Raw genomic sequence first — 25,685 nt, 5'->3', positions numbered from 1 at the left:
TCGAATGTTGCGATGGTTTGCGTCCCAGGCCAGGCCACCCTTCGGGTCTGGTCACCACAAAGGGGCCAGGCACCTTTGTGGTGGTTTTGCTTTGGCAGGCCGCGTCTGTGCCTTGGTATACCATGTACGCCGTTAACGACCACACCCCACACCGCCGCGCAACCCAGAAAGGCCCCCATGGACACCACCTTCAGCCACATCAAAGCCGTGTTCTGCGATATCGACGGCACGCTGCTCACGAGCCAGCACACGGTGTTCCCGCGCACCGTGGCGGCGATCCGCGCCCTGCGCGAGCGCGGCGTGCTCTTTGGCCTGTGCACCGGACGCGACGCCCACGCGACCGAGGCCATGTACAAGCTCTGGGGCATCGAAGGCCTGGTGGACGTGCTCGTGGGCTGCGGTGGCGCCGAGGTCATCGACCGCGCGCACGACATCAACGAGCTGAGCTATCCGCTGCCGGGCGAGACCATCGCGCGCATCTGCAAACACATGGCGGACCTTCCGGCAACGCCCGTCTGCCCCCGAGACGGCGTGTTCTACGTGCCCGAGAGCAACGCGTGCGTCGAGCACCTGTCGCGCGTCGACGGCGTGCCCTACCAGGTGGTCGATTTTGCCGAGTTGTTGCGCGAGCCGCAGCCCAAGGTGATGTTTACCATGGCGCCCGAGGTGATGCCGCAGGTGATTGAGCGGGCGTCGACGTTTTCCGATGACACCGTTAAGGCGGCGGCTCTGCAAACCACGCAGCGGCTCTACGAGTTCATGGACCCGCGCGTGTCCAAGACGCGCGGCCTTGTGCGCGTGGCGGAGCTCAACGACATGGAGCTCCAGAACATCTGCGTGTTTGGCGATGCCGATAACGACACCTGCATGGTGGCTGACGCCGGCGTGGGCGTGGCCATGGCAAATGGCAGCGATGCCACCCGTGCCGCCGCCGATTTTGTAACCGCGAGCAACGACAAAGACGGCATCGCGATCTTTATCGAGGAACATCTGCTATAGCGCCGGAGGAGAACCACCACAAAGGGAGCAGGTACCTTTGTGGTGGCCTCAGACGATTTGGGTGAATTGATACCTAAAATCTGCGCGAAAATTCAAATAACGTTGTCTGAACATCATGCTTCTAACCACCGATGAGTTAAAAATATTCCCATCAATTTGGTAGTCTATTCCTCCCGGTTAATGATCTACCGTTCACGGTCGATTTTCGACCGTTCGCAGGATGCATGCTCTTGAGCAAAATGTTGTGCAAATAAATAAAATGCTATTAAAAAACTGATAACTGGCTTAATTACCAGCAGAAATAGATATTTCATAGCGAATAAACGAAGGTAAATCCGAGCAAATGTCAAGAGAATTGAGAATTCGCTACAAAACTATCGGTATTTTTGCTTAGATGTTCAAACAATCGTTACAATATGTACTATAAGCGTGCGCAATTACAGATTGCGCAGATACGTTTGATAGTGAAAGAGCAAGATCGCGGTCTCTTGGGGAGGAGACATCGATGAAAGCGAATTCAGAAAAAACTAAGCAGAGTAAAAAAGCGACGCGCCGTGTACTGGCAGGCGTTTTGTGCGGAGCATCCGTGTTGAGCCTGGTACTGTCGCTCGTCATGCCCCCGATCTCGCAGGCCATTGCCAACGATGCCCAGACAGATTTTGCCGAGGAAACTGTGATGGGGGGGGGTTCCTCAACTGAGTCTACTGATGTAGACAACACCAACAACGGGGATACCGAGAACCAGAATAGTGACGACGCAGAGGGTGGCGAAGCCGACCCCTCAAATGGTGTTGAGCAGGGTCAGTCTGGGGATCAACCTGAGGGTAAGCTGCAGGTCGAAGATAACGAGCCGGCAGATGGCAACGCTGTGATGGCGGCCACGGAAGGCGAGCAAACCGAAGCGGCGCCCGACGAGATAAAAAACGTTGACGAATTAAAAACCAAGTTGGCGAATGCAAGCGGTGTTGCTAGCTTCAAGCTTATGAATGATGTCGAGACCGGCGAGATAATCACGCTTAGCAAGGACGGCAGCAAAATCACGCTGGATCTAAACGGCCATAAGATTAAGCATACGAGTTCAAATCAGCCTCTGTTCAATATCACCGGCGGCGCGACGCTGACCGTCAAGGACAGCCAGCAAGCTGCCGCGACAGAGATCTCGGCTAATCAAGAAAACAAATGGAGCAATCTCGCTTCAATGGAATACGGCGATTCTAACATCCCGACCAAGCTTACCTATTACGTAACCGAATCGGTCGCAAGCGGAACCGGTACAAACGAAACTCTTAAAGCGTATGAGGCTGGTATCAAGGGTGCCATTGTGGCTTGCGGCGGCAATGCCAACCTGAAGCTCATTAATCTCTACGCAACTAACGGCAAGGGCGGTACGTTCAACCTCGAGAGTGGCGTGATTACGCAACAGCAACAGAGCAGTGCCACGCAACAGCAACAGAGCAGTGTCAGCAGTTTGGTTTATGCCGAAAACGGCTCTTCCGTCAACATGCGTGGCGGCTATATATGCGGCGCTTCTGGCTCGGGCGCGGGCGGTGGAATCGAAGTGCGCTATAACTCAAGCCTTAGCATCTCCAATGGCGTAATTGCGGGCAATAGTGCTCCGAGTGGCGGCGGTGTGTATGCTGAAGGCTCCACGGTTAAGGTGACCGGCGGCACAATCTCCGGCAATAGAACGCTAGAGAACACTCCCGGATTCGGCGGTGGCGTCATGGTCGTGGGCGGTAGTATTGCTGTTTCTGGTGGTTTCATCACTAACAATAAATACGCCAAGTTTTGCGGCGAGGATGGCCAGGGTGGCCATGGCGGCGCTGGGCTTGCTGCCAATAACGGCGCCCATGTCACCATTTCTGGTGGCCAGATTACTGGCAACTATTCCGAGGAAGCTGGCGGCGGCGTTTACGTTACCAATATTTTTCAACATGATAGGGCATGGCTCGACATTAAAGGAGGAATTATTGCCTCTAACGTGAGCTACCGATCTGAAGGTGCCGGCATCCGAGTGGGCCAGATGATTGACGCGATGATAAGTGGAGCGTCAAAAGATAGCCCAGTCTACATCACTAATAACCACTGCATGTCTCGCTTTGACTGGGGCGGCGGCGGCATCTTTGTTCAGGGTGATTCGAATGTTGCAGCATCTAATGCTGGCAGGCTCTTTGTGTACAACTCGTACATTAGCGCCAATACAGCTGGCGGCTACGGCGGCGGCGTTGCAGTCTGCCCCACGGGCAAGACGTTGGTAACGAGCACTGAGGGCACGGCAATCTTTGGCAATTCGTCTGCCGGCGAAGAGCATGATGATAATCATTTTAATAAAGAAAATGTTTACAACAAGGAGAAAAATACCGGCAATGAAGCTAAACCCCATCTTTCAGGTGGTGGTGGTGAAAAGACTGAAGATAGAGATGCATACGAATCGGAGGTGTTTCGCAAGCACGGTCATGTCGATTTCTTCCTTGCGGCAAAGAAGGGCCATACGGATCCGATTGCGGCAGTAATCGGCAAGATGCTCGGCGGCGGAGATGCCCAGTATTCGGGAAGTAAAGAGCTCAAGGAGCCGATTGATATTCCCGCCAATGGCGGTGTGCAGATTTATCAAAGCATAGGATTGACTTCGGGTGTTCAAGCCGGAAGCGATGAGGCGACGGCTGCGCAGAAAGCTGCGACAACCTTCATCACCGGAAATTATTCCTGGGATCATGGCGGTGGCATCATGTCGAATGGCGATCTGTACTTGGGTCAGCCTGCGGATACGTATGTCTACCCGAGCCTTAAGCTGAAGGCGACCAAGAAGCTAATCGATTCGCAGACTGATAAGAACAAAACGCTCACTGGGAATGAGTTCACCTTTATGGTCTACCGCAAGGATTCGGAAGATCCTTTCGTTAATGGGAAATTCAATCGCGACGCTTGCGCTGAGGTGGGAACTGCAAATAATGATGCAAGCGGCAACATCACGTTTGAGCTTGGTGAACAGTTCGCAGCAAGCGGTACGGCTGACAAAATCACATACTACTTGGTCGAAGATACCGGCGAGGACTCCGACATCACATATGACTCTGCTGTGTATGAGATTGTGGCATCGGTTAAGGATACAAAGACCGAGCTCATGACTGTTCCGACAAAAGAAAACCCGAACAGGCAGATACCCCTCAACATCCATAACTACACGATTGAAAACGTCAATGTGACCAAGCGTGAACTCGACAAGTCATCTGGGGCGTGGAGTGTCACAAATTCATGGGACAATGTGCAGAATAGAGATGGCTATTATCCAATTGCCTGTGAAGATAGCTCGGTGACTTTCACTAACGAATACACTCCGTACAACTCGTACGGCTCCTGGACTCCTAAGGCGACTAAGGTCGTTAAGGGTGGCGAGATGAAGGAGTTTACGCTCGAGTTTGCGGATAACGAGGACTTTAATAACGCTGAGACGGTTAATACGAAGGCTGGCGACAAGAAGTCCCAGACCCTGAGCTTCGTCGACAAGATTGAGTACACACTCGATAAGCTAAACAAGCTCGAGTCTGACTCCACCGGCCGTGGTGCAAGCAATACCTTCACCTATTACGTCCGCGAACAGCCGCCGACCGCACCGTTCACGAACTACACGTACGACAAGTCGGTCTACAAGATTACGGTCAAAGCAACTGATCAGTCTGATAAGACGATTAAGTGCGAAGTGTCTTACACCAAGATTTTCAATGCCAAGGGCAAAGAGATTTCCGCTGATAAGCAGCAACCGCTTAAATACGGTGAGGACACCAGCGCTGGCCAAAGCCTTCCCACCTTCACCAACACCTACTCAACCTCTTTGCCCCTTTCTGGTATGTCGGGCGTCACTCTGACGTACCTTGCCGGCGCGGCGGTGCTTTGCGCTGCTGCGGCCTGGATGCACATTCGTCGCAAGGCGAATGCGAAGGGAGGTAAGCGTCGTGAATAAGAAAGTTTGCTCCTTCCCGATCTTGTTTGCGCTGCTTGCCCTCCTGATCGGCACCTGCGCGGTTGTGTTCCCCGCTTCCGCGCAGGCCGCGCCGACCTCGACCGGTTCCATCACGGTGAGCGGCACCGTGGCGAGCAGCTACGACGCCTACCAGATCTTTAGCGCCAACGTCGTCGACGGCGACAGCGACGCCAAGGTCGCCACCGACCTCGCCTGGGCAAGCGACGCCGTGCGCGACGCCGCGCTGCCTGTGCTGCACAGCGCCGGCATGCCCAATTCCCAGACCACCGCGCAGGAAGCTGCCGAGTGGCTCAACACCGATTCCCACCTTACGAGCGCGCTGAGCGCACAGCTCGCACGTTCCCTCCAGAGCTCTGGCGCCGTGCCCGTGGCCCTTAACGCGGGCACGGCGGCCGAGCTGCCCTGCGGCTACTGGCTCATCGTCGCCGACGACGACGCCATCGCCCAGGGCGAGGCCGGCACCGCGCCGATCATGGCCCTGGTCGGCGGCAGCGCCGTCACCGTCAAGCCCAAGGCGGCGACCCCCAAGGTGTCCAAGCATGTGCTGGAGGACGGCACCGCCGCCTGGCAGAAGGCCGCCGACGCCACGGTCGCCGACGACCTGTACTGGCGCCTCTCTGCCACGGTCCCGGCGGGCCTCACGGCCTACGACACCTATACGGTGCGGTTCGTCGACACCATGAGCGCGGGGCTCGACCCCTCCAAGGTGGCCGCGAGCATGCGCGTGTACGTGGCGGCGGGCGCAGACGGCGGCTTCGACGCCGTCTCGGCCGACAAGGACGGCCGCGTCGGCACCGACCCCGCAAAGGGCTGGACCGACATCACGGCCCAGTGCGCCACCAAGGTAGCGGCCGACGGTAAGACCTTCACCGTGCGCACCGGCGACCTGATCGCCGCGCTCGGCGGGGCCGACGTCTTCACCGCGGGCGCCCGCGTGGTCGCCGTGTACAATGCGCCGCTCAACAGCGCATGCAGCCACGGCATCGCGAAGGGCAACCCCAACGAGGTCTACCTGCGCTACCCGCGCTCTCCCTTTGCCGACCAGTCCGGTGACGCCGGCTTTACCCGCACGCCGAGCGATGACGCGTGCGCCTACACCTGGGATCTCGCGCTTACCAAGCGCGGCAGCGACGGCGACAAGCCGCTTGCCGGGGCGGTCCTGAGCATCGCCGATGACCGCGGCCGCACGCTGGCGGCCGACGGCACGTGGGATGCGGAGGGCAAGGCCACCGTCACCACGGGCGAGGACGGCCGCGTGACCGTCTCGGGCGTGGACTCGGGCAAGCTGGAGGTCCGCGAGCTCAAGGCGCCCATGGGCTACACCGCCTTTGAGGGCACGCGTTCCGTGACGGTCAAGGCCGAGGGTCTGGACGTCGACCAGGTGGCCGCCGCCAAACCCAAGCTCACCATCACGGCCGAGTCGCCCCTGCGCGCCGACAGCGCGGACGGGTCGACGGGCAGCCTGGAGGCGTCGCTCATCAACACGCCCACCGGCACACCCCCTAGCATTACCACCGGAGGCTTTATGCCCTCGACTGGCGATATGGCAATGTACGCCGCGGCCGCCGCAGCGGTCGCCGGAGCCGCGCTCATCGTGGTCGCGCTCCTGGTCAAGCGGGGAGGTGGCAGCCATAAAGAGTAGCTGGCAGCCCCACAGAGAGCGGGGCGAGACGTAGCGAAGTAGATGCTAAGACACAGACAGACAGATTTAGATCAAATGGAATTCGAGCAGAAAGCAGAGGAAAAGAAGATGAGCATGAGCAAGAACATCGCACGCCTGGCAGTAACCGCCGGCCTCACAGCAGCGCTGAGCTTCGGCGGCGTCATGGCCCCGGTGACCATGGCGTTTGCTGAGGATGGTGCGACGACTGCGAACGGCTCGGTGACTATCGAGAACGTTGAGGGTAACACTACCGAGTTCGAGGGCTATCAGATTTTCAATGCTGATGTTGCCACCGATGGAACCGTCAGCAACATTACGTGGGCAAACACTAATGTGCAGCTTGCTGTCGTGAAGGTTATCCAGGCAGAGGACAATTCCTATGAGGGAAAGACCGCCCAAGACGCCGCGGACTGGATCACGAAAAAAGTGGGCGATGAGGACAGCAGCGTGGCATTTAATTCCACTGCATATAAGATTGCTGCTGCCGTAGATGGCCTTGCTGACAAAAAGACAACGACTAATGGTGCTGCCTCTGGTCTCGCGCACGGTTACTGGCTCTTTGTGACCAAAGCCGACACCATTAATGAGGGCGAGGCGGGTACGTCCCCCATCTTCGCTGTCGTGGGAAGCACTCCCGTTGAAGTCAGCGAGAAAACGGGCATCCCCACCGTCGAGAAGAAGATCGTGAGCGATGCCGACAGCAAGGAGCACGACGCCGCTGACTCCCAGATCGGCCAGGACGTGACGTACAACCTTTACGGCACCGTCGCAGAGAACTTCGACAAGTACGACACGTATTTCTATCAGTTCTCCGACAAGATTTCCAAGGGCCTGACGCTGCAGAAGGGCGCTAAGGTCTACCTGTATAAGAGCAGGACTGACGCGAAGGGCGATCTCGCCCGCACGGAGGGTGAGGATATCACTGCGTATTTCAAGAAGGAAACGCCCGCCGAGGCTGCCGAAGACGGCAGCAAGACGACGACGTGGACCTGCGATAACCTGAAGGAGGTCAGTGACGTCACTAAGGACTCCTACATCGTCGTCTCCTATAAGGCGCAAATCAACAAGGATGCGGTCGTCGCGGGCACCGAGGGTAACGAGAACACCGTGACGCTCAACTACTCCAATAACCCCATGACCAGCGAGCGCGGCGAGACCCAGCCTGACACGGTCAAGGATTACACCTACGGCCTCAAGATCAATAAGGTCGACTTGGGCACCGAGAAGGCCCTCGAAGGCGCCAGGTTCACCATCCAGGCCACCACGGCAGACGATGTTGCATCCACGAATTTGTATGTCCAGGATAATGGGTCCCTTGGTGAAACGCCCAAAGAGTTTGTGACCAATGGCGAGGGCATCATCGAGGTTACTGGTCTCGACGCCGGCACCTATACCGTCACGGAGGTTTCTGCCCCCTCTGGTTACGCTAAGGTCGACCCCTTCACCTTCGAGATCAAGCCGAGCATGAAGGACGATGATCCGGATGCTGGTCTTACTGGGCTCACTGGAGAACTTACGACTGGCCAGGGCGACAAGGTTATCGCCGGCCTCACCTATGGCGACACCGGAGATAACAGCCTGACGGTGAAGCCTGGCTCGGAGAAGACGGACGGCATCTTCAACATCACCGTTGGCGATACCAAGCAGGTTGGCCTCCCACTGACCGGTCTCAACGGCGTGACCTTCACCTGGATCGCTGGTGGCGCGGTGCTGTGCATCGGCGTGGCGCACCTCATCCGCAGCCGTAAGCAGGCTGAGGAGTCCGAGCAGGAGTAACGCTCACTCACCCATCCCTTTGGCAGGTGGGATGTGATGGCCATGAGACTTGCGGACACTTTTCTCGTCCATCGACGTTCTTGCTTTGCCATTCTCTTTTCGGGGCAGACTCCGCACTGGAGTCTGCCCCGTTCTTTTGGGATAACGCAACCAGACTCCATTGCCCGATGGATCAAGCGTATGAATATCGAACAGATGTTTGCAATTATTGCGTTTACCAGCTGTAAGTGCGGGTGCTCGCAGTAAAATATCCTTGCGACGCATCCCGTGCGCGGGCGGCCGACGACTCGATCGGAGGTCCCCAAATGCTGAAATTCCTTAACGCGCTCGCCGCCCTCGCGGCAGTGGGCTCGTTCGTCATCGCGTCTCTTGACTCGTATGAGGTTCGGTTTAAGGTCCGTAGGCGCATGCGCGGTGCGGACGGTAGAAGGCATTTGCGCCGCAACAAGCGCAAATAAGAATGCCCGGGGTTAGAGGCCCGGGCATTTAACAAAACCAGAAAACTAGGCCGCCCGCGCTTTCGAACACTTACGCGGGGTGCGTCGTTTCCTGTAGTTATTGTATCCCGAATCGCTTCGCCGATTCGGGACATTTTGAAAACGCAAACACGTCGGGCAAACCCGGACAATGCGACCAGGTTCCGCTGGATGAGGAATCGTGTTTATAGCTATCGAACAAATGTTTGTCAAAATCGCGTTTACCAGCTGCGGGTGCATACGCTCGCAGTAAAATATCCTTGCGACGCATCCCGTGCGCGGGCGGCCGACGACTCGATCGGAGGTCCCCAAATGCTGAAATTCCTTAACGCGCTCGCCGCCCTCGCGACGGTGGGCACGTTCGTCATCGCGTTTCTTGACTCGTATGAGGTTCGGTTTAAGGTCCGTAGGCGCACGCGCGGTGCGGACGGTGGACGGCATTTGCGTCGAAAGCGCAAATAAGAATGCCCGGGGGTCGGATCCCGGGCATTTAACAAAAGCTGAAAACTAGGCCGCCCGCGCTCTCGTACACTTACGCGGGGTGCGTCGTTTTCTATTGACATTGTATCCCGAATCGCTCAGCCGATTCGGGACATTTTGAAAACTCAAATGCGGGCCCATACTCGCACTGCGCAATGCTGCTAGGCTGCATTGTCCGGCGTGGAAGCTCGCTAATCGGCTATTATTTGTTTAGACAACTTGAGTTGTAGAGGAGTGACCGGCGATGGTGCAGGGCGCCAAACATATGAAGAGCAATAACGCCGCGACAAACGGTGGCTCAAGCCCTCAGCCCAAACCTCAGCCCAAGCCCAAGGCCAAGCGCCGTCGCAAGCGGCTGCCGCGCTGGGCCGACCGGCTCATCACCATCGTCATCATCCTTATTGGCGTGGGCCTTATGACCTGGCCGTGGATCTTGGACCGGCTCGAGGCCTCGGGCGTGTTCAACCAGATCAGCACGGTGTCCAGCACCGTGGACGCGCTGTCTGCCGAGGAGCGCGAGCGCATCCTGCTCCAGGCGCGCTCCTTTAACGAGCAGCTGGCGGGCGAGGCCACCGAGCTTCCCGCCGACCAGATCGAGCCCTACGCCCAGCAGCTCATCTTTGACCGCGACCCCATGATGAGCTGGGTCGAAATCCCCTCCATCGACGTGAGCATGCCCATCTACCACGGCACGAGCGAGGAGGTCCTCATGGCGGGCGTCGGCCACCTGGAGGGCACGAGCCTGCCGGTGGGCGGCACCTCGACGCATTGCGTGCTCACCGCGCACTCGGGCATGCGCAACCTGAGCATGTTCGACGACATCCACTCGCTGGAGCCCGGCGACCTGGTGCTGCTGCACACCATGAATAAGACGCTTGCCTATAAGATGGTGGACTCCGAGGTGGTGCTGCCCGAGGAGATGGAGTCGCTGACCATCGAGCCCGGCGCCGACAAGGTGACGCTCGTCACCTGCACGCCCTACGGCGTGAACGACCATCGCCTGCTGGTGCATTGCGTGCGCACCAAGTACAACAAGAAGGACGTCGACAAGCAAAAGTCGCTGGCCGGCCGCCACTGGGGCAAGCGCGAGTTTGCCGTGCTCATCGTGGTCGTGGCCATTGTGCTGTTGCTACTGGACATCGTGATCCACGCGGTCCGCAAGCGCCGCAAGGCCAAAGCCTCGGCATAAGACATTCTCCAGAACCGCCACGGTGGGGACAGGCACCTTTGCGGTGGTCGGGACTTCCAAACCATCACAACATTCGATGAAAATCGCGATTTTGGCGAAAAACGTCGAATGTTGTGATGCTTTTCGTTGTGGGCGAGACGGTTTTCGTTATGGACGGCGCGGTTTTCGCTGCAGAACCGCCAGCCCGCCGCCTGTCAACCGCCGCCCCCGTTACGTTTTCGCTGCATTTGGGTAAAGCGCCTGCTCCAAGCGGCGTTGCCTTGTATACTAGAGCGGTTTATCTGTTATGCGGAAGGGAGCGCCTATGGCACTCAGCGAGAAAGACGTGCGCGGCATCGCCGAGTACGCAAAGATCGCACTGACCGATGACGAGCTCACCCAGATGACGTCCTACCTGAACGACGCCGTCCAGATGCTTGAGCCCGTCTTGCAATATGACTTGCCCGACGTGGAGCCCACGTTCCATCCCATCGGAAGCCTGTCCAACGTGATGGGCGATGACCTGCGCGAGCCCGAGCGCGACCTGCCGCTCGACGTTGCGCTCGAAAACGCCGGCAGCGCGCGCGACCGTTACTTCCGCGTGCCGTCCATTTTGGGAGAGGGGGAGAGCGAGTAATGGCGCAGAGCTTCGATTCCCTTACCGCCGCCCAGATCGCCGCGGGCGTTGCCGCCGGCGACTTTACCGCTACCGAGGTGGCCCAGGCCTCCCTTGCCGCCATCGAGGCGCGCGAGGGCGGGGTCCAGGCATTCCTGCAGGTGGCGCCCGAGCTCGCGCTCGAGGCCGCCGCACGCGTGGATGCCGACCGTGCCGCCGGAAAGCCGCTGCCCCCGCTCGCGGGCGTGCCGCTGGCCATTAAGGACAACATGAACCTCGTGGGCACGCGCACCACCTGCGCTTCCCGCATGCTCGGGGACTACCAGAGCGTCTACACCGCCACCTGCGTCCAGCGCATGCTCGATGCCGGCTGCCTGCCCATGGGCAAGGCCAACATGGACGAGTTTGCCTTTGGTAGCTCCACCGAGAGCTCGGCGTTCCACCGCACCAACAACCCCTGGGATACCGAGCGCGTGCCCGGCGGCTCCTCGGGCGGCTCCGCTGCCGCCGTCGCCGCGGGCGAGGTCGCGCTCTCGCTGGGCTCGGACACCGGCGGCTCCATTCGCCAGCCGGCGTCGCTGTGCGGCGTGGTGGGCTTTAAGCCCACGTATGGCGCCGTGAGCCGTTACGGCGTGGTTGCCTTTGGATCGTCGCTCGACCAGGTGGGCCCCTTTGGCCGCACGGTCGAGGATGTCGCGCTGGCCATGAACGCGCTTACCGGCGCGGGCCACGATCCGTACGACTGCACCAGCCAGGATTGCGCCGTCGACTTTACTGAGCATCTCAACGACAGCATCGAGGGCAAGCGCGTGGGCATCATCCCCGCGTTTATGGAGGCCGAGGGCCTGACGCCCGAGGTCAAGACTGCTGTCCAGCGCGCCGCCCAGGAGCTGCAGAACCAGGGTGCCGAGCTGGTCGAGGTCGACCTGCCGCACCTGGACGCCGCCATCGCCGCCTACTACGTCATCGGTCCGGCGGAGGCGTTCTCCAACCTGGCCCGCTTCGACGGCATTCGCTACGGCTATCAGGAGGAGGGCTGCGCCAACCTGTCCGACCAGAGCTCGCTTTCGCGTGCCCACGGCTTTGGTGCCGAGGCCAAGCGCCGTCAGATGCTCGGCGCCTACCTGCTGAGCTCGGGCGTGTACGACAAGTACTACTACGCCGCGCAAAAGGCCCGCACGCTCATCACGCAGGACTACGACGCCGCGTATGCCAAGGTGGACACCATCCTCATGCCTGCCTCGCCGCGCACGGCCTTTAAGTTTGGCGAGATCAGCGACCCCACGCAGATGTACCTTTCCGACCTATACACCATTTCGCTCAACATTTGCGGCAACGGTGGTATCTCGGTGCCGCTGGGCCTGGGCGAGGATACTCAGCTGCCCGTTTCTGCCCAGCTGGTGGGTCCGGCCTTTAAGGACCGTCAGCTGCTCACGTTTGCCCGCGCTCTGGAGCGCGGCTTTGCCGATGCCGCCACGGGTGCGCCCGCGCTTTCCGTCGCGCCCGATTTTGCCGGGAAGGGAGGCGAGCTGTAATGAAGGAGCTTTCCGAGGTCCTGCAGGATTGGGAGGCCGTGATCGGCCTGGAGATCCATACCGAGCTCACCGCACTCGATACTAAGATGTTCTGCAACTGCAAGCTCAGCCACGATGACGAGCCCAACGCCAACGTGTGCCCGGTGTGCCTGGGCCTGCCCGGCGCCCTGCCGGTGCCCAACAAGCGCGCCATCGAGAGCATCGTCAAGGCCGGTCTCGCCACCAACTGCGAGATCCAGCGCCACTCGATGTTCTACCGCAAGCACTACTTCTATCCCGACATGGCCAAGAACTTCCAGACCACGCAGGGTCCGGTCGCCTTTGCCATGTACGGTCACCTGGATCTGGACGTGACCGGTCGCGGTGCCGCCGAGCGCCCCGATTGCGCGTTTGGCGAGGCCGAGGCCCAGAGCCTGGCGAGCGCCTCTGCCAATGCCGAGGGTCTGTCTACGTCCATGACGTCGACCATGCGCGAGGGCAACCAGCGCGCCGGCCACCTGGCCAGCTATGACGCGTCCAGCCTGCAGATGCCCGAGCGTCGCGAGGACGGTTCCTACACGGTGCCCATTCGCATCCTGCGCATCCACATGGAGGAGGACGCTGCCAAGATGGTGCACGTGGGCGGTGCCGAGGGCCGCATTACCGCCGCGGCCGAGTCACTCGTCGACTACAACCGCTGCGGAACGCCTTTGATTGAGCTCGTGACTGAGCCCGATCTGCGCACGCCCGAGGAGGCGCGCCTGTTTATGGAGAAGCTCCGTCGCATCTTTGTGACGTTGGGCATTTCCGATTGCTCCATGGAGAAGGGTTCCATGCGCTGCGACGGCAACGTGTCGCTGCGCCGCCGCGGCGAGACCAAGCTGGGCACCAAGACCGAGCTCAAGAACCTCAACTCATTTAAGAGCCTGCACGACGGCCTTGCCTACGAGATTTGCCGCCAGGCCGAGGTACTCGAGGAGGGCGGAATCATCTATCAGGAGACCCGCCACTGGGAGCCCAGCCGCAAGCGCACCGTGGTCATGCGTGTGAAGGAGACGGCTGACGACTATCGTCTGTTCCCCGATCCCGACCTGGCGCCGTTTGATCTGGACGACGAGTTCATCGACCGCTGCCGTGGCGAGATTCCCGAGCTGCCCGATGCCAAGTGCGCCCGTTTTGAGGCCGACTTTGGCATTAAGGCGGCCGATGCCGAGCAAATCGCCGGCGACCCGGAGTTTGCCGAGTTCTTTGAGGCCGCCGCTGCCGGAATGGCTGGCAAGGAGGCCCAAACGGTTGCAAACCTGCTGGTGAACGAGATGATCGCCTATCTTAAGGGCGCGGGCGTCTCGCTGGCCGAGTCTGGCATTGCGCCGGCTCAGGTGGCAGCCCTTGCCAAGCTGCTGGCGACCGATGCCATCAGCTCCAACCAGGCGCACGAGGTCTTTGAGGCCATGGCCCAGACCGGCGACGACCCCAACAAGATCGTCGACGAGCGCGGCATGCGTCAGGTGAGCGATGCCAGCGCGCTGCAGCCGATTGTGGACGAGGTACTGGCAAACTGTGCCGATCAGGCGCAGCAGTATCGCGACGGCAACCAGAAGGTCATCGGCTTTTTGGTGGGCCAGTGCATGAAGGCGAGCCGCGGCAAGGGCAACCCGAAGCTCTTCAACGAGTTGCTGAGAACGTCGCTCTCGTAGCTGCGGGGCTTCCCCGGCCAGACGACTCGGCCGTTCGGGTCAGGTGGGCTGGATTGAATTTGGTGAATGAGGGCGCTATTGGCGCCCTCATTTTTTGTGGATGTGGCGCAGGAACGGTCCCTTGGTCACATCGCGCCCCCCAAGATTTCCAAAAAGTTAACCTTTGTTGACCTTAATAGTTAGATAAACTAAACTGTTTTCCAAAAGTGTGCTCGAGCAAACTTATTTACTCGGGTGCTGAGGCACCGTGCCGCGTCCAATGCGGCAAAAGGGAGAAGCAACATGAAGAAGTCGACGTTCAATACCCTGCTTGTCGGTGGCGGTTTTCTGCTTGGCACGGCCGGCATCAAGCTGCTTACCAGCGCTCCGGTCAAGAATGCCTGCGTGCAGGGCATCGCGTGTGGCATGCGCATCAAGAACTGCTACCAGGACATGGTCGAGCAGGCCAAGGCTAATGTCGACGACATGGTTGCCGAGGCGGCCTACATCACCCAGAGCGAGGCCGCTGCTGACGAGGCAGCCGAGTAACGCTCCCAGGCACAAACTATGAGATTCTCGATTATTAGCGAGATCCCCGGCAGGACCCGTCTTCAATTGGCGGGTCCTGTGCCAGAGAGCGATCTCGATGCACTTCTTAAGCTTGGCGGCGACATCGATGGCGTGCACAAGGTGCGCGTGTATGGCCGCATTGGCCAGATGGCGCTGGAGTACGACGAGCCGCGCCGCGCGAGCGTGCTCGACGCCTTGGGCGCACTCGATGCTCAAGCTATCGCCGATGCCAAGTCGGGCTACGTGATGCAACTCGAGCCGCGCAAGCACAAACTCGTTATGGACCTGGCGACACTCGTCGGTGTCCATTACGCACGTCGTTGGTTCTTGCCGACGCCTCTGCGTGCGGTGTTTGTCGTGGCCGGTTACATAGCATTTTTGCGCGCTGCCCTTCATGAGCTGGCGCAGCCGCGTCTGACCGTTCCTGTGCTTGACGCTTCGGCCATCGGCATTTCGTTCGTCAAACGTGATGTCGACACCGCGGGCCAGACGATGTTCCTGCTCAACGTGGGCGAGCTGCTCGAGGACTACACCCGCGCCATGAGCGAAAACGAGCTCATCAACTCGCTGCTCGACGTGCCCGACAAGGCACAAAAGGTGGTCGGCGACACTGAGGTGAGCGTTGCCGCCACCGAGCTTGAGCCCGGCGACTTGGTAGCCGTGCGCACCGGCATGTCCATCTGCATTGACGGCGTGGTCGAGCAGGGGAGCGCCATGGTCAACCAGGCGACCCTGACCGGCGAGCCGCTTGCCGTTGAGCGCAGCGCAGGCGACGACGTGTTCGCCGGTACCGTCGTGGAAGACGGCAGCATCTTGGTGCGCGTGCGCGCCAACACGGCTCAGACCAAGCTCCGCTCGATCGTCTCGCTCGTACAAACGGCCGATTCGCTCAAGTCCGAGGGCCAGTCGCATATGGAGGACCTTGCCAACAAGATCGTCCCGTGGAACTTCCTGCTCGCGGGCCTTGTCGCTCTCACCACGCGTAGCCTCATCAAGACCTCAGCGGCACTGATGGTCGACTACTCGTGCGCGCTCCAGCTCACGGGTTCCGTTGCCGTCATGACCGCTATGAGCGATGCCGCCAAGATGGGCGTCATGGTCAAGGGTGCGAAGTACTTTGAGTCGTTTGCCAAGGCCGATACCATTGTGTTTGATAAGACCGGCACGCTGACCGAGGCGCAGCCGCGCCTGGCTTGCGTACTGACGACCGATGGCTGGAGCGAGGACGAGGTCCTGCGCCTTTCCGCTTGCTTGGAGGAGCATTTCCCCCACCCGGTAGCGCGCGCCGTCGTCAACGCTGCTCGCGAGCGTGGACTTGAGCACCGCGAGCGTCACGCTGCGGTCGAGTACATCGTGGCGCATGGCATCGCTTCGTCCATCGAAGGACGTCGTGCCATCATCGGTTCGGCACATTTTGTGTTTGAGGACGAGGGCGCACAGCTCGAATCCGACATCAAGGAGCGCATCGAGTCCCAGATGCAGGGTCTGTCGCCGCTGTATCTGGCGGTCGACGGCACCGTTGTGGGCGTGCTCGGTATCGAGGACCCGCTTAAGCCCGGGGTCCGCGAGGCCATCGCCGACTTGCACGCGTTGGGCGTTAAGCACGTGGTCATGCTCACGGGCGACTCGGAGCGCACGGCCGAGCGCATTGCTCGCGAGGCAGGCGTCGACGAGTTTAAGGCCGAGCTGTTGCCCGAGGACAAGTACGCGTATGTTGAGCGCATTAAGAGCGAGGGGCGCCACGTTGCCATGGTGGGCGACGGCGTCAACGATTCGCCGGCGCTCGGTTTGGCCGACGTGGGGCTGGCAATGGGTGGCGGAAGCGACATCGCCAAGGAGGTCGCCGATATCATCCTGACCGACACGGATCTGGCCGCGATCGTGCGCCTGCGCCGCATGAGTCAGGGGCTTATCGACCGTCTAACGAGTTCGTATTCCAAGGTGATGCTCACCAACTCGGCGCTGTTGGCATTGGGTATTACCGGCATGATCACTCCACAGACGTCGTCACTGCTGCACAACGGCTCAACGATCGCCTACAGCCTGAGCAACGCAAAGGCATATCTGCGCTAGCGCTTTTACTTAAGTTTTTGGCCTGCATTTGGGCGGTGTTGCAGCCGCCAGAATGCAGGCCTTTTGCGTTTGACCATGTGCTAGCAGAAATATATAGTTGTGCTAGCATAGATAGCAAAAGTCGAAGGTGAGGTTGAGATGGGTGCTGTTAGCGGCATGGCGCAGGTGAACGTTCGCGTGGATCGCCAGGTCAAGAACCGTGCCGAGGAGGCGCTGCGGCTTTCGGGCGGGTCGCTGCCCGAGCTCATCAAAAAGGTGGTGGCCAAGGTCGCGCAGGGTGGCGGGCAGTGCGAGGAAGTGCTTGCGGCCGTCGATGACCGGCAGCAGGCCGTCGCGCCCGATACTCCGTTCGCCGCGTCGTGGGCAGCGGCAGACCGGCTTTATGCAGATATGGGCATCGCTGCGTCGCCTGTATCCGACGATCGCGATTGGGACACAATCTATTCCGAAGCCATGGACGAGCGCTATCGCCAAAAGGGGATGATCCAGTGAGTGGGGCGCCTCTCAAGATCATGGTGGACGCCAACGTATGGGTTGATTCGTTTTGCGTCGACCATGCCGAGTCGCTTGCCGCGCGTGCGTTTATTGGGCAGACGACGGAGACGGGGGCGTTGCTGTTCTTCCCGGTGCATATCGCTAAGGACGTACTGTACGTTGTCCAACACGAGCTGAAGCGAAGCGTTCTTGCCAGCGGGGGAGCACTCGACGAGGCATCTGCCCGCGCGATTGGCGATGCGGCGCTGGCGTTCGTTCGGAATATGACCGAAAACGCTATGGCCGTGGGCGCTGATGCATCCGATCTGTGGCTAGCCGACAAATATCTGACGCTCCATCGCGATTACGAGGACAACTTGGTGCTCGCCGCATGCAAGCGCGTACAGGTCGATTATTTGGTAACTAACGATCGCAAGCTGCTCGAACATGCCGATCTTGCAGCAAAGACACCTCGTCAAATGATGCCGATTCTGGCCTTGGCCGAACGCGGCGGCGCGGCCATCGGTTGACGCGAACTGTTTGCGGGCCTCTTGGACGACGATGCGCCAAGGGGCCCGTGTCTGCTATTTACAAAAGCTCGGCCTTAATGGTGGGACTTTCTGCGAGCTGCTCGGCTGCCTTTTCGTCGGAATCGTTTAGCGCTGCCAGGCTGCGGTAGACCCACTCGTTGACCTGGGTGTTCTTGACGCCTGCGGTTTGCATAAGGGCGCCTACCTCGCGGATTGCTGCGAACAGATCGGCTTTGGGACCCGCGAGCTCGACCTCGATGCCGTGGTAGGCGGTCACGCCGCGGTTCTCACTCACGTGGTCGATAAAGCCCTTGACGGTCTCAAGCTGCTGGGCGAGAGCTGCATCATCGTCAGCGTCCAGCGCGACGAGTGCGTTCGATACCGTGAGGGCGGGATGTCCGCAGGGGACAAAGCCTTCGATGACATCCATAGCTTCGGTAATGGTTGAGCCCAGGCCTGCGAGGGCATTGACGAGCTGCTGCTTGGTATCCATAACGGTCCTTTCGACGGGTCAATTTTGCTTGGCGAAAATATACGTGACGTGTTCGGTAGCAAAAGTGCGAAGTGTGGCACACATTGGGGTCTTCACAGCTCGTGCATAGAACAGCTGTCCGCTTTCAGAACGTGGTAAGATAACACTTCACAAGCGGGGCTCGCCCCGCATGTTCCTTGAAAAGTCGACGGTTATCGGGTGCTTGCAGGCCCGATACCATCCAGACTTTCCCGACATTCGGGGGCGACTGGTTTCGACACGATAGCTCTGAGAGAGGAAGCAAGCCGAGGTCTCCTCGCCTCGTTAAACAGGGGTACCGTCAAATTGAATTGACAACAACTCTTCTTTTGAGCCTATGGCTCTCGCTGCTTAGTTTATAGCGGCGCGTCAACCCGGTGATTTCCCCGACACCGGCGCGACGTCATGTTAGGGGAATGCTCCTGCGCACGTAATCGGTATGGCGCGGGCTAAGACTGAACCGGTTAGGACGCCGCGAGCGTGTCGCTGCGCGCAAGGCGTCCGAGACTAAACCAGCGACTGAGCTTGGAGATGCCAATCAGGGGGCTTTCGTGGACCGGAGTTCGATTCTCCGCGCCTCCACCAACTGTTCAGTAGGCGAACACATACGCGTGTTCGTCGTTAGGCGGGCGTTCATATTGCTCGTCAGATAGAAAGAAGCCGCTCCATACGGGGCGGCTTCTTTGCGTTCTAGGCCTGCGGCATGATCTCCTGCTCGCCGTCCTCGTCCATGTACGGCATGAGGAACACGCCGCCCTGCTCGGTGGTAAGCAGCAGGTACTCGCGGTTGTGCTCGTCGCACACGATTTCCTGGCCGATGCCCTCGGGCAGGTCGTATATGGGGCCGTCCGTGCGGGCTTGCCTCACGGTCACGTCTTGCGCTCCCATGGCCTGCGACGCGCAGCTGGCGGCGGCCAGGACGATGAACAGCAGGACGACCGCCGCGAGGATGGGGCCGCACCCGCCGTTGCGCTCCTCGTCTGCGGGGCTCGGGTACGGCATGGCCTATCCCACCTTCACCAGATAGTCGTCGGCCTCTGGCTTGCCCGTGGCCTTGCCCACGGCGATGTAGCGCGTTGCGCCGCTGTAGCCCGTGTATCGGCCCCACACGTAGCCGTCGGCGATCTTGTACCAGTTATCCAGCGTCACGGTCTCGCCGCTGGAATAGTGCGCCACCTCGGTGCCGCCCAGGCCGGGGGCGTCGCGCACGCGCAGGTAGTCCACAGTGCAGCGGTAGGTGCCGCCGAAGTTCTCGGTCGTTTCCTGCTGCGCAGGCTGCGGCTGCGGGACGGCTGCGGGGGCGCTTCCAGCAGTGATGCCGAAGCATTCCAGGTAGATGCGCGCCAGCTCGTCCAGGTTGCCGTTGAACTTCTCGCGGTCGCCGTCGTTGTCGATGAAGCCGTTCTCGCACAGGCGGTAGTTGATGCCGCGCGCGGCGGCTCGGTTCGGGTTCGCGAGGTCGGAACGGCGCACCAGCTTCTCGGAGCGCCCGGGCATGAACGCCGCCAGCTTGTCGGCCAGCGCATTGTCGTACTCGTCAGGCTCAAAGCCCTCCTTGATGATGACGTGCGCGCCGTGGGCCGTGGCGATGCCGCTGGCGTCCATGTGCAGCTCCACCACTGGCGCGTCGGTGCTCAGGCGGTTAAGCCCGCCGTCGGCGTACCAGTTGCGGGACGTATCGCCCAGCTCGACCTCGGAACCGCCCAGTTCCTTGATTCGCTGGCCCAGGGCGCGAACGCGCTCGGCCTCGGTGCAGCCGCCTGCGCAGCAGCCGGGGTCGCCAGCGCCGTGGCCGCAGATGATGAACAGTTTAGCCATTGCCTACTCCTTCCCGCCTACGGTCACGCCCAACAGGGCGTCGAGCCACTTGGATGTGATGCCTACCGACTTGAACAGCGTGTAGGCCGCCTGCACGCCGCCTACCACGGCGAAGGCGCACGTGACCCATGCGCCCGGGTCTGCGGGCACGCCGCCCACGAAGCCGGTCACGACGCCCGCCAGGAGCGAGCAGCCCAGCGCCAGGATGCGCGCGGCCTTGCCGGTCATGGCCTCGGTCTTGATCAGCTGCACCGCGAACGGCACGGCGAAAGACAGCACGATGGCTGCGATTGCTTGCATTTCTGTCATTTCGGATTCCTTTTTATCGAGCCGATTCCTTGTAGAGCAGGTCAACGCGGTCGGCGATGTGGTCGACCTTCGCCGCCATGCCCTGGCTGCGCGCCTGGCTGTTTGCCAGGTCGGCGTGCAGCACCTCGTTGGAGGTCACGACGGACTCCATGAGCGCCTTCATAGCCTCCATCAGCGCGTTGCTGCGCTCCATCTGCGCGGCGATGCGGCCCTCCATCTGGCTGCGCTCGCGGTCGCGCTGCGCCCGCTCGTTCACCTCGTCCTGCTTTCGCTCCTCGCGCTTGAGGTCGATGTTCGCCTTGCGCTCGTTCTGGGCCTTGAACTCTTCGAGGAACTGCTTGCCGAAGTACAGGACCACTAGGACGAGCAGCGCGCCGAAAAGCGACCCGGGGCCGTACGGCGCGAAGATTTCCAGCACGTCGGTCATTCGTTTTCTCACCTCCTCGAATCGCTGCCGCGATTGTCCGCGAGGTGTCGCCGGGCAAAAGAAAAGCGCCCCCGAAGGGGCGCTCGCTACTCCTGCGGCGCTTCCGGCTGGTCGGGCTCCATGGCTTCCAGCTCGTTGATGCGGTCGCGCCACGTCTGGCGCTGCGAGATGATCTCGGCCACCTCCTTGGCAGCTGCGGCGATGGCCGAGAGCAGGTCGGTGATGGACGATGCGGAGAAGATGCGCTCCACCGCCTTCATGACCTTGTAGTCGCTCTGCTCAAGCTGCTGTTTGTAGCCGTTGATCTCCCCGGCGATTTCCTGTTCCGTCATGGGTCGCTCCTTCCGTTGCTAGGGTAGGGGCATGTTCCCATCCGTGTCGCCTCCAGGTTTGGATTGCATTGAGCAACCCCCCCCGCGGGATTTCCGAACAGGCTGCGGTACAGCGCGTCCATGGCCCGCACGCTGCGGTGCGCGTCCAGCCGCTTCATGCCTCCGCGCCAGCTCTGGTAGCTCTGCTCCACCTGCTCAGGGGTCATGATGCCATCGGCGACCATGCGGGCCATCTTCTTGAGCTTGCGGCGCTCCCGCGTTATGGAGTCTCGGCACGGCTTCACGACTATGCGGCCCGTGTCCGTGTAGAAGATGCGCTTCTTCAGCCACGTGAACCCGCGCGTGAGCTTCACCACGCGGGTCTTGCGCGGGTTCAGTTCGATGCCCAGCTCGGCGCATTTGCGCTCTATGAGCAGCAGGCACACCTGCAGGTAGTCCTTGGACTCGTGTATCAGGTAGAAGTCGTCCATATATCGACCGTAGGCCTCGGGGCGCAGCATCTCGATTACGTAGTGGTCAATGCGGTTGGGGTGCGCGACGGCGCATATCTGGTTCGGCTCGCTGCCCAGCCCCAGGCCCACATCGCCCTGCGCGTCTATCAGGCGGTGCTCAAGGTCGATTACTCGCGGATCGAGCAGCGCGGCAGCCACCTGCTCCTTGACGGGGCCGTGCGCTATGCGGGCGAAGTAGTCGGAAAAGTCGCCGAGAAGTATGTAGCCATCGCCGCCGTGCCTCCTCCAGTTGTCGGCCAGGTGGCGCTTGAGCAGCTTCAGGGCGTAGTCGGTGCCGCGCCCCTTTATGTTCGCGGAGTTCGCGGCTATGAGGGTGGGCACGATCGCGGGCACGAGCGCGTTCTGCGACAGCGACTTCTGCACCACGCGCTCGGGAAAGTGCACGGCGCTGATGTGGCGCAGCTTGCCGCGCTCCCATAGGTCGAAGCGGATGAAGCCCCGGCATATGTCGCGGCCCTCCAAAAGGTCGCGGCGGGACAGGACGGCGTTGCGCAGGTAGTCCTTCATGTACCGCTGCGTGGACGCCTTCCACATCACGCCGCGCGCGGCCTGCTTGGAAGCCTTGCACAGGCTGTTGAGGTCGGCCACGGTCTCAAGCGTGCACGTCTTGACGCGCTCGGCCTTGGCCTTGGCCCGCTTCTCCTCGCGGCGCTTCCGGCGCGCCGCCCGCCTTTGCTCGGAGTTCACAGAAGGCACCCCGCACGGCTTTCAATGTGGCTCTGACAGCCGCTTGAGGTATGGCCATGAAACGCGGCGAAGCCACGGAGCGCCGCGCCATGCAAGCAGCGTCCGGCCACCCTCGCGGGGTGCGTATTTACGGGCGTGAGCCCGACGGTCGCGCCTTCCTTCCTCTCTGCGCTCTGCTTTCGGCCCTGGGGCCTACTCGGTCTGGCAATAAGGGAATCCGGGGCGGGGGCGAATCCAGTCGTTCGTGGCATCGTTGTAGTTGGCGTTGCCGTTGTTGTTGACGTAGCACACGTTGGACGAGGAGCTACCCATGACGGAACGCAGCCACCAATTGTACCGATATACAAGACGGGACCGCCGCCCATTATAGCGAACGCAGGCGCTCTAGCTCGGCCTCGGCCTCGGCTATGCGCTCCTCGGTGGACTTCTTGCCGGTGACGCGCACGTTCTTGCGCGCGCCCTTCAGCAGCTTGATCTCCTCCTCGACCATGGCCGCCAGCTCATCGAAGCGGTTGGCGTTCACGGGCAGGCCAATATCCATGAGGCACTGCATGTCGAGCATCAGCTGCTCGCAGTCCGCTATGGCCAGCGTAAGGTAGCGTTTCCTCTCCAGCGCGTTGAACGAGGTGTTGGGGTAGAAGCAGTCGGCGCGGTTGACGTTGTACACGATGCTGCGCGCCGTCTCCACCGTGGGCACCGCGTTCAGCAGCCTGTAGGCCTTGGGCACTACCGAGGAGGACGCCATCAGCTTGTTGACCTCCACGCGGATGGCGATGGCCTGCGTGAAGAACTTATACTCGGACACCTCGCGGTTGCGCTGGTAGACGCCGCTCACGTGCACCTCCTGTGGAAACTGGCGAAAAAAACGGCCCGCTTCGCGGGCGAGAGGCGACCGCGCAAGGCGGTCGCCTAAAAGCAGAGTATAGAGCACTCGGCTGGTTAGCCGACGAGGAAGCCGGGGCGGGGGCGAATCCAGCCGTTCGTGGCATCGCGGCAGTTGGCGTCGCCGTGGTTGGTGACGTAGCACACGTTGGACGAGGAGCCACCCATGACGGAACGCAGCCACCAATAGCACCGATTTCCATTGATGCGATGCGCGGTGTCCCTGAACAGGTCCCACTGGCAGTCGAAGCCGACGCTGTAGCCCTTGGTGCCCCACACCGGGCAGCCGTACACCTCCATCTCGGACAGCGAGAACACCTTGCCGATATCCTGCCAGCTCCACGAGTTGGAGTCGTTGAGCGCGCCGCTGGCGCTGTAACGCTCCTCAAGCAGGACGCGCTGGGTCAGCAGGTACTTGGTCAGGCTCTCGGGCAGGCACGCCTCGAAGGCCGTCTCCCACGCCTTGAGGTTGCTGTTGGGGTAGGGGCATTTCTGGTCGGCGGTGCCCTGGTTCGTGTTGGTCGTGTTCCACATCAGGAAGCTGTCGTTGGCAACGCCGGTCACGGTCTTGGCCACGGCGATGGGCGCGGAGGCCACGAAGGCGATGTGGTGGCCTTTGGAGCTGTCGCCGCAGCAGTAGTACGGGTCGAAGTGCGCCAGGAGGAAGCGCACGGACTGCTGGGCCGCCACGCCCGACGCGCTTACCAGCGGCACGTCGATGTAGTCTCCCACGCGCAGGCCCGCGAAGTTGCCGTTGGCGGCTCGCTTGTGCAGCGCGTCGTACACGCTGCCGCTGCCGATCTCTCCCGCCAGGATGGTGGCGATGTTCTGCCCGCCGTACTTGCCGATTTGGCCCTGGCGGTTGTACTCGGCGTTGTTGAGCGCCGTCTGCGCGTTGCTGCGCGCGGTATCGTCGATGACCTCGTAGCCGGTGCCGCCCACCGACAGGGTTTTCGCTTGTGCCATTTCGTTGCCTTTCTACTTGAGGTTGAGGGTTGTGCCGGACGCCGTGCAGGTGCTCCCGAACGTGATGGTGCTGCCAGATGCACTGGCCTTGGAGTCGGGGCAGTACACGGTGCCGTCGTCGTAGATGAACGCGTCAGTGGCGTCGGCCAGCTTGCCGTACAGGTCGGCTATCTGCTGCTTCTGCTTGGCCATGTCCGAGCTGCCCGCGCTGCCCTGCGCCACGCTGTTGGCTATCTGCAGGGCGACGTTTGCCGCCGCGTCGGCGTTCGAGGCCGCACCGTTTGCCGCAGCCGTGGCGGCTTGCGAGGCCATCTTCAGCTGCGACGCCTCGGTCACGCGGTCGCTTTCCGCCGCGGCTCGCTTCTTCTCGGCCTCTGCGCGCTTGGTTTCGGCGGTCTGGCGTGCCTTCTCGTTCGTGGCGCGCTGGTTTTCCGCGCTCGCGCGGGAGGCCTCGGCCTTCTGCATCTGCGCGTTCAGCGCGCTCACGTCGGCTAGCTGCCCTTCGAGGTTCGCGATGATCGCCTCCACCGCATCGACGTACGGGCCGGATATCTCGCCCGACGCGCTCGCCGAGGGCAGCACGTTCACCAGGACGTTCTCGGTGGTGGCGTCCAGCCCTGCCGCGTTCCGCACGCGCACGTAGCACACCTTGAGCAGCCCGGCCACGCCGAAGACGGCGGGGTCGACCGTCACGGTGGACACGTTGTCGCTGATGCCAGTGAACTGCTGCTCCACGTAGGTGTGGTCGGGCTTCGCAGCCATGAGGTGCACCTTGCAGCCCGTCAGGGCCGCCTTCTTGTCGCCGTCGTAGATGGCGGCCTTCAGGACCTCGGCGCTGTCGCCCTGGTGCACGGTGATGACGGGCGGCGCTATGTTGGTCTTCTTGAGGTTGAGCGTAAGCTCGTGCGTTGCCATGCCTCACTCCTTTCCTTCGGCCGCAAGTGTCCGCGATATGTCGCCGGGTTGCGCTCTGTGGACCCCGCATATCTCCTCGTCAGTGAGCGCCGAGAAGTCAACGGCGTTGGCCTCGCCGCCTTCCGCGTCCATGACGGCCACGGGGCTGGACACGAGCGTGAAGCCGCCCTTGCCGTCGAACTCGAACACGTCTTCCGATTCCACGATGGCCCGCGCCGTGGCCGGGTCGCTGATGCACTCGAACACCGGAAGCGCCTCGGGCGGCTTCGGCGCGCCGTCGAGCGCCTGCGGCGCTTCGGGTTGCTGCACAAGGTGGTAGAACATTCCGT

The 25,685-nt window shown here is 61.0% G+C and carries 23 protein-coding genes, 1 other RNA gene and 1 pseudogene; 13 read left to right on the top strand and 12 right to left on the bottom strand.

The features are described 5' to 3' along the window. Positions 1–177 precede the first annotated feature (177 nt). From GDJ93_RS00700 to GDJ93_RS00645, 12 genes are all read left to right on the top strand, one after another. A complete protein-coding gene (locus GDJ93_RS00700) occupies positions 178–999 on the top strand; it encodes an HAD family hydrolase (RefSeq protein ID WP_152067380.1) in 822 nt (273 codons plus the stop codon). Between the two features lie 505 nt (positions 1,000–1,504). Then, positions 1,505–4,960, top strand: coding sequence for a Spy0128 family protein (locus GDJ93_RS00695; RefSeq protein ID WP_152067379.1), 3,456 nt, complete (start codon positions 1,505–1,507; stop codon positions 4,958–4,960). After that, entirely contained in the window at positions 4,953–6,623 is a 1,671-nt protein-coding gene (locus GDJ93_RS00690; RefSeq protein ID WP_193221397.1) for a SpaA isopeptide-forming pilin-related protein, read from the top strand. Before GDJ93_RS00695 ends, GDJ93_RS00690 begins: the two co-directional genes overlap by 8 nt. A gap of 114 nt (positions 6,624–6,737) precedes the next feature. Then, positions 6,738–8,420: an isopeptide-forming domain-containing fimbrial protein gene (locus GDJ93_RS00685; protein ID WP_193221396.1), complete on the top strand. Its 1,683-nt coding sequence runs from the start codon at positions 6,738–6,740 to the stop codon at positions 8,418–8,420. 1,221 nt (positions 8,421–9,641) lie between these two features. Next, the gene (locus tag GDJ93_RS00680; RefSeq protein WP_193221395.1) at positions 9,642–10,565 is read left to right on the top strand and encodes a class C sortase; all 924 of its coding nucleotides are present in this window, start codon (positions 9,642–9,644) and stop codon (positions 10,563–10,565) included. 304 nt (positions 10,566–10,869) lie between these two features. After that, positions 10,870–11,181: an Asp-tRNA(Asn)/Glu-tRNA(Gln) amidotransferase subunit GatC gene (gene gatC / locus GDJ93_RS00675; RefSeq protein ID WP_055287082.1), complete on the top strand. Its 312-nt coding sequence runs from the start codon at positions 10,870–10,872 to the stop codon at positions 11,179–11,181. Continuing rightward, positions 11,181–12,695 carry an Asp-tRNA(Asn)/Glu-tRNA(Gln) amidotransferase subunit GatA gene (gene gatA, locus GDJ93_RS00670; protein WP_152067375.1) on the top strand — a complete coding sequence of 505 codons (1,515 nt, stop codon included), beginning with the start codon at positions 11,181–11,183 and terminating at the stop codon, positions 12,693–12,695. The genes gatC and gatA overlap by 1 nt, the downstream gene beginning before the upstream one ends. Then, entirely contained in the window at positions 12,695–14,371 is a 1,677-nt protein-coding gene (gatB, locus tag GDJ93_RS00665; RefSeq protein ID WP_152067374.1) for an Asp-tRNA(Asn)/Glu-tRNA(Gln) amidotransferase subunit GatB, read from the top strand. Before gatA ends, gatB begins: the two co-directional genes overlap by 1 nt. 282 nt (positions 14,372–14,653) lie before the next feature. Further along, positions 14,654–14,899, top strand: a complete 246-nt coding sequence (locus tag GDJ93_RS00660) for a DUF6110 family protein (protein ID WP_152067373.1) — start codon at positions 14,654–14,656, stop codon at positions 14,897–14,899. A 78-nt stretch (positions 14,900–14,977) separates the two neighbouring features. Continuing rightward, positions 14,978–16,993 carry a heavy metal translocating P-type ATPase gene (locus GDJ93_RS00655; protein WP_226812392.1) on the top strand — a complete coding sequence of 672 codons (2,016 nt, stop codon included), beginning with the start codon at positions 14,978–14,980 and terminating at the stop codon, positions 16,991–16,993. 138 nt (positions 16,994–17,131) lie between these two features. Continuing rightward, on the top strand, positions 17,132–17,485 hold the full coding sequence (locus GDJ93_RS00650) for a hypothetical protein (protein WP_152067371.1): 354 nt from the start codon (positions 17,132–17,134) through the stop codon (positions 17,483–17,485). Next, positions 17,482–17,997, top strand: coding sequence for a type II toxin-antitoxin system VapC family toxin (locus GDJ93_RS00645; RefSeq protein WP_152067370.1), 516 nt, complete (start codon positions 17,482–17,484; stop codon positions 17,995–17,997). The genes GDJ93_RS00650 and GDJ93_RS00645 overlap by 4 nt, the downstream gene beginning before the upstream one ends. A gap of 58 nt (positions 17,998–18,055) precedes the next feature. Here GDJ93_RS00645 and GDJ93_RS00640 read toward each other — a convergent pair whose 3' ends face one another. Beyond that, entirely contained in the window at positions 18,056–18,490 is a 435-nt protein-coding gene (locus GDJ93_RS00640; RefSeq protein WP_152067369.1) for a hypothetical protein, read from the bottom strand. Between the two features lie 239 nt (positions 18,491–18,729). Between GDJ93_RS00640 and ssrA the strand changes: the two genes are divergently transcribed. Continuing rightward, positions 18,730–19,093, top strand: a transfer-messenger RNA (tmRNA) gene (gene ssrA, locus GDJ93_RS00635). A gap of 105 nt (positions 19,094–19,198) precedes the next feature. Here ssrA and GDJ93_RS00630 read toward each other — a convergent pair. The 11 genes and pseudogenes from GDJ93_RS00630 to GDJ93_RS00585 form a co-directional block, all read right to left on the bottom strand. Further along, positions 19,199–19,510, bottom strand: a complete 312-nt coding sequence (locus GDJ93_RS00630) for a hypothetical protein (protein WP_117637894.1) — start codon at positions 19,508–19,510, stop codon at positions 19,199–19,201. 3 nt (positions 19,511–19,513) lie between these two features. Next, complete coding sequence (locus tag GDJ93_RS00625) at positions 19,514–20,326, bottom strand: N-acetylmuramoyl-L-alanine amidase (RefSeq protein WP_117765363.1); 813 nt, start codon at positions 20,324–20,326, stop codon at positions 19,514–19,516. Between the two features lie 3 nt (positions 20,327–20,329). Continuing rightward, the gene (locus tag GDJ93_RS00620; RefSeq protein WP_117637892.1) at positions 20,330–20,635 is read right to left on the bottom strand and encodes a hypothetical protein; all 306 of its coding nucleotides are present in this window, start codon (positions 20,633–20,635) and stop codon (positions 20,330–20,332) included. Between the two features lie 13 nt (positions 20,636–20,648). Beyond that, positions 20,649–21,062 carry a hypothetical protein gene (locus tag GDJ93_RS00615; RefSeq protein WP_117765361.1) on the bottom strand — a complete coding sequence of 138 codons (414 nt, stop codon included), beginning with the start codon at positions 21,060–21,062 and terminating at the stop codon, positions 20,649–20,651. An 86-nt stretch (positions 21,063–21,148) separates the two neighbouring features. After that, complete coding sequence (locus GDJ93_RS00610; protein WP_117637890.1) at positions 21,149–21,394, bottom strand: hypothetical protein; 246 nt, start codon at positions 21,392–21,394, stop codon at positions 21,149–21,151. Further along, positions 21,391–22,593, bottom strand: coding sequence for an RNA-directed DNA polymerase (locus GDJ93_RS00605; protein WP_226812391.1), 1,203 nt, complete (start codon positions 22,591–22,593; stop codon positions 21,391–21,393). Before GDJ93_RS00605 ends, GDJ93_RS00610 begins: the two co-directional genes overlap by 4 nt. Positions 22,594–22,785: 192 nt before the next feature. Further along, positions 22,786–22,926 (bottom strand): annotated as a pseudogene (locus GDJ93_RS10050) (DUF6273 domain-containing protein); the annotation flags it as partial. Between the two features lie 31 nt (positions 22,927–22,957). Next, positions 22,958–23,428 (bottom strand): hypothetical protein, encoded by a 471-nt coding sequence (locus GDJ93_RS00600; protein WP_226812390.1) that lies wholly within the window; start codon positions 23,426–23,428, stop codon positions 22,958–22,960. A 104-nt stretch (positions 23,429–23,532) separates the two neighbouring features. Continuing rightward, positions 23,533–24,441, bottom strand: a complete 909-nt coding sequence (locus GDJ93_RS00595) for a DUF6273 domain-containing protein (RefSeq protein WP_152067368.1) — start codon at positions 24,439–24,441, stop codon at positions 23,533–23,535. Positions 24,442–24,453: 12 nt separating this feature from the next. Next, positions 24,454–25,356, bottom strand: a complete 903-nt coding sequence (locus tag GDJ93_RS00590; protein ID WP_152067367.1) for a BppU family phage baseplate upper protein — start codon at positions 25,354–25,356, stop codon at positions 24,454–24,456. A gap of 3 nt (positions 25,357–25,359) precedes the next feature. Continuing rightward, positions 25,360–25,680 (bottom strand): hypothetical protein, encoded by a 321-nt coding sequence (locus GDJ93_RS00585; protein ID WP_117637887.1) that lies wholly within the window; start codon positions 25,678–25,680, stop codon positions 25,360–25,362. Between the last annotated feature and the right edge of the window lie 5 nt (positions 25,681–25,685).

This window comes from Collinsella aerofaciens, from assembly GCF_902501475.1.
Lineage (GTDB): Bacteria > Actinomycetota > Coriobacteriia > Coriobacteriales > Coriobacteriaceae > Collinsella > Collinsella aerofaciens_AL.
This window is presented reverse-complemented; position numbering and strand designations above follow the sequence as displayed.